The sequence below is a fragment of the Roseibium sp. Sym1 genome, assembly GCF_027359675.1.
Taxonomy (GTDB): Bacteria; Pseudomonadota; Alphaproteobacteria; order Rhizobiales; family Stappiaceae; genus Roseibium.
This window is the reverse complement of sequence record NZ_CP114790.1, coordinates 79384-89413: the sequence shown is the minus strand read 5'-3', so window position 1 is coordinate 89413 and position 10030 is coordinate 79384. Positions and strand designations below refer to the sequence as shown.

7 protein-coding genes are annotated in these 10030 nt (G+C 62.4%); all 7 read left to right on the top strand.

The features are described from left to right. Positions 1–37 precede the first annotated feature (37 nt). The 7 genes from O6760_RS33370 (at position 38) to O6760_RS33340 (ending at position 9936) form a co-directional block, all read left to right on the top strand. Positions 38–634 (top strand): DUF1419 domain-containing protein, encoded by a 597-nt coding sequence (locus O6760_RS33370; RefSeq protein ID WP_269586492.1) that lies wholly within the window; start codon positions 38–40, stop codon positions 632–634. 8 nt (positions 635–642) lie between these two features. Then, positions 643–1041, top strand: a complete 399-nt coding sequence (locus O6760_RS33365; RefSeq protein WP_269586491.1) for a DUF3085 domain-containing protein — start codon at positions 643–645, stop codon at positions 1039–1041. 87 nt (positions 1042–1128) lie between these two features. Further along, positions 1129–6237, top strand: a complete 5109-nt coding sequence (locus tag O6760_RS33360) for an N-6 DNA methylase (RefSeq protein WP_269586490.1) — start codon at positions 1129–1131, stop codon at positions 6235–6237. Between the two features lie 257 nt (positions 6238–6494). Further along, positions 6495–8168, top strand: a complete 1674-nt coding sequence (locus tag O6760_RS33355) for a ParB/RepB/Spo0J family partition protein (protein ID WP_209171694.1) — start codon at positions 6495–6497, stop codon at positions 8166–8168. 87 nt (positions 8169–8255) lie between these two features. Then, positions 8256–8729, top strand: coding sequence for a hypothetical protein (locus O6760_RS33350; RefSeq protein ID WP_209171695.1), 474 nt, complete (start codon positions 8256–8258; stop codon positions 8727–8729). Next, positions 8726–9601, top strand: coding sequence for a DUF7007 domain-containing protein (locus O6760_RS33345; RefSeq protein WP_209171696.1), 876 nt, complete (start codon positions 8726–8728; stop codon positions 9599–9601). The genes O6760_RS33350 and O6760_RS33345 overlap by 4 nt, the downstream gene beginning before the upstream one ends. Further along, entirely contained in the window at positions 9598–9936 is a 339-nt protein-coding gene (locus O6760_RS33340; RefSeq protein WP_209171697.1) for a hypothetical protein, read from the top strand. The genes O6760_RS33345 and O6760_RS33340 overlap by 4 nt, the downstream gene beginning before the upstream one ends. Positions 9937–10030 lie beyond the last annotated feature (94 nt).

Here is a 10030-nt window from a genome sequence, read left to right as displayed (position 1 = left end):
GCGCTCCAGCCCGTGACAGGCCTCAAAGGAGCCCGCCATGACCTCTCCAATCCGCAAGATCTATTTCGGTGTCACCGACCGCCGCCAGATGTTTCGTCTGTTCGACCGTCACGCGCAGCGGCCCGATCGCCGGCAGAAGGATGACAGCGCGCTTTATGCCGGCGAATGGTTCGAAATCGCGCAAGACCAGCACGACTACATGCTCGACATCCTGCCGCCGCTCTGGATGCGCGGGGGCATGTTCGCCATGCGCGAATTCCTGACCGGCAGCATCACCAGCGTCTTCTATAACTTGCGCCTCGACGGCGTGACGCGGTTCTTCCACGCCTATTGCGATCTGTCCGATCCGCGCTCCCCATACGCCATGCGCGGGGCCATCATCGAGCGCGAGCACTGGCCGGTCAAGGCGATGACCCGTGAGGAGCGGATCGAGCATATCTGGAGCGCCACGCATGACGATTATCGCGGATATGCCGGTGAGGATTTCAGCCCTAAGCATCGCGGCAAGCGCACGGTTTTCGTGCACGGCCAGCCGGGGACGCGGTTTCAGCTGCTCGAAACCTTGAGCGATGCGCAGATCTCGGAAAAGCTGCCCGTTCAACTGCGCCACCTGCCTGCGCTTGAAGCTGCGTGAGGCGACCCATGTTCACATTTGAAATTTCTGCAGTCCGCAATGTCATTGCGCGCGGAGAAGCGGATGCCGCGGCCAGTGGCGGCTTCCGCAACCCTTATTTTGGCGAGAGGCAAGACGAGTGCGAGAAGCCCGGTTTCTGGCTGGTTGGCGACGAAGGCGTCTACGTGATGTCCAACGGCAAGCTCACTGATAGACAAAGACCACTCGTGGTCTATGCCGGCGAATGCGATCCGAAGGCCAATCCCGACTGGTGGGACTACAAGCGCCAGCACTTCGGAGGCGACGATGGTGTCGAGTTCATCGATGCCGATCTGCTCAATCCAAGTTTTGACCGGAATCCCGGAGCCACTCATCTCGGCATCCAGCTTACCGAGAACGACATCTCGTTCTCGCTGATCACCCGCTAACCCCTTTTTTAATCCCGCACGGTTCCCACGCCGCCGGTTCGCATGGCGGTGCGGTCTCGTGCGCCCGCAATCCAGGAGAAACCCACTATGGCTGACCACGATCCCTTCAATCTCGACATGTTCGGCAGTTCGCAGAGCGCGCTCTCTTCCGGTCTGGGCCTCGGCGTTACTGCCTTTACCGAAAGCCCGGTGATCGAACCTGACGAGACTGCCCGGCCGCCAGCGACCGCGCCGGTCAAGCGGTCCAAAAGCCGGCAGCCTTCGGAGCGACAGTCCGCGGAAGCGCCGGAGCGCGGCAGCAATTTTCGTCTTCCCGGAAGCCGTGCGCTGGCGAAGGGCTGGAAAGCCCGCGCCCGCGACAATCTCGAGGCGATCCAGCTTGCCACGGCGATTGCGGCCGAGGACCGGCCCGCGAGTAGGGAAGAGCAGGCGCGTCTCATCCGCTTTACCGGCTTCGGCGCCTCCGACCTCGCCAATGCAATCTTCACCCGGCCGGGTGAGGACGGGTTCCGTGATGGTTGGGAAGACCTTGGCGAGGGCTTGCTGGAGGCGGTGAGCGAGGCCGATTACGCGTCGCTTGCCCGCTGCACGCAATATGCGCATTTCACGCCCGAGTTCATCGTTCGGGCGATGTGGAAGGGCTTGCTGCGCCTCGGTTGGCGCGGCGGCCGCGTGCTTGAGCCAGGGATCGGTACGGGACTTTTCCCGGCAATGATGCCCGAAGCTTTCCGTAAGACCTCGTTCGTTACCGGCGTTGAGCTTGATCCGGTCACCGCGCGGATAACCCGGCTGCTGCAGCCGGTTGCCCGGATCGTCGAGGGCGATTTCGCGCGCACAGACCTGCCAGCGCATTTCGATCTCGTCATCGGCAATCCACCCTTTTCCGACCGGACCGTGCGCTCTGACCGCGCATACCGTTCGATAGGACTGCGGCTGCATGATTATTTCATCACCCGGTCGATCGATCTTTTGAAACCCGGCGCGCTCGCCGCCTTCGTCGCTTCATCGGGCACGATGGACAAGGCGGACGCCACAGCACGCGAACACATCGCCAGATCCGCCGATCTGACCGCGGCGATCCGCCTGCCCGAAGGCAGTTTTCGCGCTGATGCCGGCACCGACGTCGTCGTCGACATCCTGTTTTTCCGCAAGCGCAAGCCGGGCGAAACCCAGAGCGATACGGCCTGGCTGGATCTGGCCGAGGTCGTTTCTGCCGGGGAGGGCGTTGAGTCCCTCCGCGTCAATCGGTGGTTCGCCGAGCATCCGGATCACGTGCTTGGCCACCACGCGACTACATCCGGTCCATTCGGAGAGACCTATACCTGCCTGCCCTCCGAGGGCGATCTCGAGGCTGATCTCGATACCGCCATCCTCTCTCTTCCGGACGCCGTCTATGATGGCGAGCCAGACACGATCGATTTCGATCTCGAGCTTTGCCCGGCAAGCAGTGATGTCGCCAGGCCCGAAGAACGCCATGTCCGCGAGGGCAGCTTCTTCTATCATCCGTCGAAAGGCCTCATGCAGGTGATCGACGGCAAGTCCAGTCCGGTTCCCGTCCGTAAGGGCCGATCCGGCGAGGGGTTTTCCGAAAAACAGATCAACATTGTCAAAAAACTGATCCCGATCCGCGACGCCGTGCGTGCTGTTCTGAAAGCCCAGGAGACCGATCGGCCGTGGCGGGACCTTCAGGTCAAACTGCGCATCGCCTGGTCGAGCTTTGTGCGCGACTTCGGGCCGATCAACCATACCAGGGTCTCGATCACCGAGAACCATCAGACCGGCGAAACCCGCGAGACGCATCGCCGACCGAACCTGCAGCCCTTTCTCGACGACCCGGACTGCTGGCTCGTCGCCTCCATCGAGACCTACGATCTCGACACGGATACGGCCAAGCCCGGCCCGATTTTCTCCGAACGGGTGATTGCACCGCGGGTCGTCCCGGTCATTACCAATGCAGCAGATGCGCTCGCCGTCGTCCTCAACGAGCGCGGCCGTGTCGATCTCGACCATATTGCCGAGTTGCTGCATGAGGACCGCACCACTGTGATCGAGGCGCTCGGCAGCGCGATCTACCGGGACCCGGCGAACGGCGAGTGGCAGACCTCCGACGCCTATCTCTCAGGCCCGGTGCGCGACAAGCTGGCGATGGCGCAAGCCGCCGCCGAACTCGATCCGGCTTACAAGCGCAATGTCGAAGCGCTCGAAGCGGTGCAGCCGGCCGATCTCAGCCCGTCGGACATCACCGCGCGGCTTGGCGCTCCCTGGATCCCCGCAACTGATGTGGTCGATTTCGTGAAGGAGACGATGGGAGCGGACATCCGGATTCACCACTTGGCCGAACTCGCCTCCTGGACAGTCGATGCCCGAATGCTCGCCTACCGGGCTGAGGGCACCTCCGAATGGGGCACAAAGCGCAGGCATGCCGGTGAGCTGCTGGACGACGCACTCAACAGCCGGGTGCCGCAGATCTTCGACACGGTCAGGGATGGCGACAGTGAGCGCCGGGTTTTGAATGTCGTCGACACCGAGGCGGCCAAGGAGAAGCTCGCCAGGATCAAGACCGCCTTCCAGACATGGGTCTGGTCCGATCCTGATCGCACCGACCGGCTGGCACGAGTCTACAACGACACTTTCAACAACATTGCACCCCGATCCTTCAACGGGGACCATCTACAGCTCCCGGGCGCCTCCAGCGCCTTTGGTCTTTATGGCCATCAGAAACGCGGTATCTGGCGGATCATCTCAGCTGGCTCGACCTATCTCGCCCACGCCGTCGGCGCCGGCAAGACCATGACGATGGCGGCCGCCATCATGGAACAGCGGCGTCTTGGCCTGATCTCGAAAGCCATGCTGGTCGTGCCCGGTCATTGCCTCGCGCAGGCCGCCCGCGAGTTCCTCGCGCTCTATCCGACAGCCCGCATCCTCGTCGCCGACGAGACGAATTTTTCCAAAGACAAGCGGCACCGCTTCCTGTCGCGCGCCGCAATGGCCTCCTGGGACGCGATCATCATCACTCATTCTGCCTTCAAATTCATCGCCGTTCCGGCCGCTTTCGAAAAGCAGATGATCGAGGATGAACTTGGCGTCTACGAAGATCTGCTCACCCGGGTCGAAAGCGACGACCGGGTGTCGCGCAAGCGCCTGGAACGGCTGAAAGAGGGATTGCGGGATCGGCTGGAATCCCTCGGCTCGGTCAAGGACGACCTCCTCACCATCTCCGAGATCGGGATTGATCAGATCATCGTCGACGAGGCCCAGGAGTTCCGGAAACTCTCCTTTGCGACCAACATGTCCACCCTGAAGGGCGTCGATCCGAACGGCTCGCAGCGCGCCTGGGATCTCTATGTGAAATCCCGACTCATCGAAACCAAGAACCCCGGCCGGGCACTGGTGCTGGCGTCCGGCACGCCGATCACCAATACGCTCGGAGAAATGTTCTCCGTGCAGCGGTTCCTTGGGTTTGATGCCTTGAAGGAGCGTGGCCTGCACGAATTTGACGCCTGGGCCTCGACCTTCGGCGATGTGGCGACCGAGCTTGAACTGCAACCGTCCGGCAAATACAAGCCCGTCTCGCGCTTTGCCACCTTCGTCAACGTACCGGAACTGATCGCGATGTTCCGCTCCTTTGCAGACGTCGTGCTCCCCGCCGACCTGAAGCAATATGTGAAAGTCCCCGCGCTCTCGACGGGCAAGCGCCAGATCATCACCGCCAAGCCGACCAAGGACTTCAAGCTCTACCAGCAGGTCCTTGAGGCGCGGATCCAGGCGATCGAAAAGCGCGAAGGACCTGCAAAGCCCGGCGACGATATTTTGCTCTCCGTCATCACTGATGGACGGCATGCTGCGATCGATCTCAGGCTGGTCGACTTCGGCGAGGAGAATGAACCGGATAACAAGCTCAACAAGCTTATCGAGAACAGCATCCGCATTTGGAAGGAAACTGGCGAAAACGAGTATCTGACCCGCGAGGGCGTGCCCTTCGACCTACCCGGCGCGGCGCAGATGATCTTCTCCGATCTCGGCACGATCAACGTCGAGAAGTCCCGCGGCTTTTCCGCCTATCGCTGGATCCGCGACGAACTCGTCCGACGCGGGGTCCCTGCCTCCGAAATCGCCTTCATGCAGGATTACAAGAAGACAGAGGCCAAGCAGCGGCTCTTTGCCGACGTCAATGCCGGCAAGGTCCGCTTCCTGATCGGCTCGTCCGAGACGATGGGGACCGGGGTGAATGCCCAGCTTCGCCTGAAGGCGCTCCACCATCTCGATGTGCCGTGGCTGCCCTCCCAGATCGAGCAGCGCGAAGGCCGTATCGAGCGGCAGGGAAATCAGCATGACGAGATCGATATCTTTGCCTATGCCACCGAAGGCTCGATGGACGCGCAGATGTGGCAGAACAACGAGCGCAAAGCCCGCTTCATTGCCGCGGCGCTCTCCGGCGATACATCCGTTCGCCGGCTCGAAGATTTGGGCGAAGGGCAGGCCAACCAGTTCGCCATGGCGAAGGCAATTGCTTCCGGCGATCAGCGCCTGATGCAAAAGGCGGGGCTGGAAGCCGACATCGCCCGGCTCGAGCGATTGCGCGCTGCGCACCGCGACGATCAATTCGCCGTTCGCCGCCAGATCCGCAATGCCGAACGCGACATCGAACTCTACACCCGGCGGATCGCCGAGATCGGCAAGGACATCGAACGCAGGATCCCGACCAGTGGCGATGCCTTCGCAATGACCGTCGGCGGACAGTCCTTCACCGAGCGCAAGCCCGCCGGCCGTGCTCTCATGAAGGAAATCATGACCCTCGTGCATCTGCGGGAGGAGGACGAGACAACCCTCGCGGCCATCGGCGGTTTCGACCTGATCTTCTCCGGCCAGCGTTTCGGCCAGGACGATTTCCGCTATGACGTCACGCTTGCGAGATGCGGCGCGGAGACCGGGATCGATCTTGCCCTGACCGTCACGCCGCTCGGCGCGGTGTCGCGCATCGAGCACGTGCTTTCCGATTTCGAGGAGGAGCGGGCGCAATACCGCTTCCGGCTCGACGATGCAAAGCGCCGGCTTGCCTCCTACCAGTCTCGCCAGGGCGGGGAATTCGGCTTCGAAGTGGAGCTTGCCGAGAAACGCCGGCAGCTCGCTGAAATCGAGGCTGACCTGGCGGATGAAGTTCTGAAAGAAGGGAAAAAGGCCGCAGAAGCGGCCTGAGAAGACGAGAAGAAGGGAAGGGGACCGGTCGCAGAGCGCTCCGGCCGGTGCCGCTTGCGCTCAACCGCGCCGCTCGTCATCCCGGCCCGTCGTTCTTCGCAGGGCTGTCAGCCCCGCTCGTCCTGCCCGGCAGGGACGCTCGATCGCAGTTGCATCGGCCCGCCCGCTCCGCGGTCCGGAGGATGTCTTCAGGAAGAAGACGAGAAAGGGAGCCGGCGCGGTGCCGGGTCCACTTTGACCTCGAAAAGGAGTTCCCCATGCATCTCATGAAGATCGATCCGCGCGCGCTGAAGGACAATCCCGACGATGCCCGCCGCTCGAAGTCGAGCCCGCAGGCCGATGCCCTGATGCTGGCCACCATCAAGGCCGTCGGCATCATCCAGCCGCCGGTGGTCTCCCCCGAGACCGACGGCGGCAACAGCTTCATCATTCAGGCCGGTCATCGCCGCACAAGAGGCGCGATCGCCGCTGAACTCGACGAAATCGAGGTGATTGTCGACGATGCGGCCGAGGACGGCGGCGCCATGCGCTCCATGGTCGAGAATATCGCCCGTGAACCGCTCAACCCGGTCGATCAATGGCGCGCCATCGAGCGCCTGGTCGCGCTCGCCTGGAGCGAGGAAGGCATCGCGGCAGCCCTTTCGCTTCCCGTTCGCCAGATCAAGAAACTCCGGCTTCTTGCCAATGTGCTGCCCGCCATGCTCGACCAGATGGCCAAGGGCGACATGCCCGACGAGCGGCAGCTCAGGACCATCGCGTCGGCTTCGCTCGATGAGCAAAAGCAAGTCTGGAAGGCACACAAGCCAAAGCGAAACGAGACAACCTCCTGGTGGTCAGTCGCCAACGGTCTCTCCAAGACCCGCATGTATGCCCGTGACGCCAGTTTCGACGATGAGCTTGCGCAGGCCTACGGCATCGCCTGGGTGGAGGACCTGTTTGCGCCCGCCGACGAGGACAGCCGCTACACGACGGACGTCGAGGCCTTTCTCGGCGCGCAGCAGGAATGGATGACCAAAAATCTGCCAAAGGGCGGCATCATCACCGAAGCCAACGGCTGGAACGGTCCGGACCTGCCGAAGAAGGCCGAGCGTGTTTATGGGAAGCCAAAAAAATCCGACCAGACGGCCATGTATCTCGACCGCGACGGCAAGGTGCAATCGGTGGTCTACCGGATGCCCGAGCCGAAAGCGGCCACTGGAAAACAGTCGGGTGACAAGACGGAGGAGGGTAGTGCCGCCCTGCCGAAGCAGCGGCCGGACGTCACCCAGAAGGGCCAGGACATGATCGGCGATTTCCGCACCGACGCGCTTCACGAGGCGCTCGGCCGTGCACCGATCGAGGACGATACGCTGATGGCGCTGCTCGTCATTGCCTTTGCCGGCAACAATGTCCGCGTCGATACGGGAGCGGGCAATACCGTCTCCTTCCGCAGCAAAATTGCACCCCTTGCAGCCTCTCTCGTCGATGAAACCGGCAAGTTCTCTTTCGACATGGATGAGCTCAGGGTCGCGGTGCGATCGATCCTGATCGAGGTGCTGTCGTGCCGCCGCAACATGTCGAACAGCGGCATAGTCTCGCGCATTGCCGGAGACGTCGTCGGTGCCGACAGCTTCCTGCCCAATATGGGGACGGAGGATTTTCTCCGCTGCCTGTCCCGGCAGGCGCTCGAGGCGGCTTGCAAGGACTCTTCCGTTCTCCCGCGCAACAAGGTGCGCGAGACTCGTGCCGCCCTTGTTGAGTATTTTACGGAGGAGCGCTTCGTCCATGCGTCCGCACTGTTTGCGCCCGACGCGAACGAACTTGCCGACTGGAAGGCTCGCAACGAGATCGTCGAGGATCAGGACGAGGATGCCGGCGACATGGAAGCTCCTGCCAATGCGACGGAGGCGGGAGATACCGGCCCTGAGGCTTTCCTCGAAGCCGCCGAATAGCGGTCTGTTTTCCTAACCGACGCACATCGCGCCGCCGGCATCGTCCGGCGGCGTTTTCATTTTCAACCAATTCAAGAGGAGGACGACATGTCCGCTCAGTCCATTTTCGACCATGCTCCACTTGGTGCGATCATCCGCTTCTCCGACGGCACACCCCGTCCACCCGAACGGCACCGCCGTAAGCTTCAGGCCTGGGAGCGCAGCAACAACACCGGCCGACTGGTTAAGAAACAGGCCGGTGCCACCGTTTGCGAAACTTCCATCCCGGCCAGCTTCACGCTTCATGAAGGAGATTTCGGCAGCAAGGCTGTTGTGGTGCTCCGGGTCTTTCGAACGTTTTCGGTCGACAGCGCTCTCGACTTCTCGGTCATCGAACGGCCCGAAGCCGGTTCGATCCTCGTGCTTGACCGCCCCGGTGACGCCGGCGAACTGGTTCATGTCGCTGAAGACCGGCATGCGGCCGACGAACGGCTGTCGCGTCATGGCTATCCCAACGCCGTGCTGCACGAGGTGGGTACTGACAACATCGCCGCCGCTCGCGGCGAGGGGAGGGCGGTATGAGCTTCCCTCAGTCGGAACTCGATAGGGCGGCCGCGCCGGAGGTTCGTTTCGCCATCAGCGCCGAAGGGTTTCCCGTTGCACAGGTCGGCGATACCGCTTTCGCCATGTTGCCCGGCCGCGGTGATATTTACTTTCTGGCCACGGCCTGGTGCGTGCGCCGGCCGCCTGACGAACTCGTTCGCAACGACTTCTACGGGCATGGCGGTGTGCTTGGGGGCGAGGAGGCATTCCGCGCCAAGGTGCTCGAACAGGACGAGCACGCCCGCGAAAAGCGGGCCCTTGGGCGACGGGAAATCCACTGCAACGCGGACACTCCATGGGGACCGTCGCAGGGTGCGACGGTCTATGCCGAGGGAGTGGTCTGCCATTCGACTGCCGGTCATGGCGGTTTCCATCTTTCCTCCGACCGCAACGCTAAGGTCGAACGGCGGCTTCGTCGGCCTGGCGGCTGGTACGAGGAAGACGCGGAATGGGCGATCGTCGCGCTTACCTTACCGCATCTCTTCACCAGCTTTGAGCGGCGGAGTGCCGAGCGGACCGTGAAAGACGCATGGCCGGATGCCTGGGAAGCGATTTTCTGCACCGTGCTCGAACCCGGCCAGTCCCATGAGAAGGATCGGCGCACGTTTCACGCCCGGCACGCAGACGACTGGATCGTCATCTCCGCCATCAGGTCGGAGCAGCAAGACGGTTTTGTGGAGGTCATCGCAACCCTCGGCGGCATGCGAGGTCAAGATGCCGAACAACGCCGGTTCCTTGTGCCAGCTGCGGAATACAAGATCGGCCGTTTCGGTTTCGTCGTCGATCCCGCCCGGCATGATGCATACGACGGTCCTTCAAGCTTCATTGGGTGGAGGCCGAGTTCGCAATGAACCGTTTGCTTCTTCTCCACCGAATGGAAACCGCCCGCCGCCAGACAAAGGCGCATCTGGATCTGATCGAACGCCAGATCGCGGCCCGGGCCGAACGCATGACGATCAGCACCAGAGCCAAGGCAAGATCGCGTCCGGGCGGTAGTTCGCGCTGGACACGGTCTGACGAAACCCTGTTCCGGGATTATTTGGACCAGCTCAGCTTCGAACGCCGCGGTGAAATCGATGCGCTTATCCGAAAACTCTCGCGGCAGGAGAGGGCGATCGCAGCCGTCAGGGTGAAGATCACCATTGAGGGATCGGGTGCAAAAGCTGATATGCAACCCACATTGTGAAGGAAGGGGCGTGTGCGGGGGGCGCGGTCATTTCCTTTCTGATGGACGCCAGTGGGATGCCAGCCCTGCCCGCCTCCCTTCGGTTCTGGTCGCG

Coding starts and splice junctions, on each gene's coding strand:
- O6760_RS33370 (WP_269586492.1), top strand. CDS start 38: ATGACCTCTCCAATCCGCAAGATCTATTTCGGTGTCACCGACCGCCGC.
- O6760_RS33365 (WP_269586491.1), top strand. CDS start 643: ATGTTCACATTTGAAATTTCTGCAGTCCGCAATGTCATTGCGCGCGGA.
- O6760_RS33360 (WP_269586490.1), top strand. CDS start 1,129: ATGGCTGACCACGATCCCTTCAATCTCGACATGTTCGGCAGTTCGCAG.
- O6760_RS33355 (WP_209171694.1), top strand. CDS start 6,495: ATGCATCTCATGAAGATCGATCCGCGCGCGCTGAAGGACAATCCCGAC.
- O6760_RS33350 (WP_209171695.1), top strand. CDS start 8,256: ATGTCCGCTCAGTCCATTTTCGACCATGCTCCACTTGGTGCGATCATC.
- O6760_RS33345 (WP_209171696.1), top strand. CDS start 8,726: ATGAGCTTCCCTCAGTCGGAACTCGATAGGGCGGCCGCGCCGGAGGTT.
- O6760_RS33340 (WP_209171697.1), top strand. CDS start 9,598: ATGAACCGTTTGCTTCTTCTCCACCGAATGGAAACCGCCCGCCGCCAG.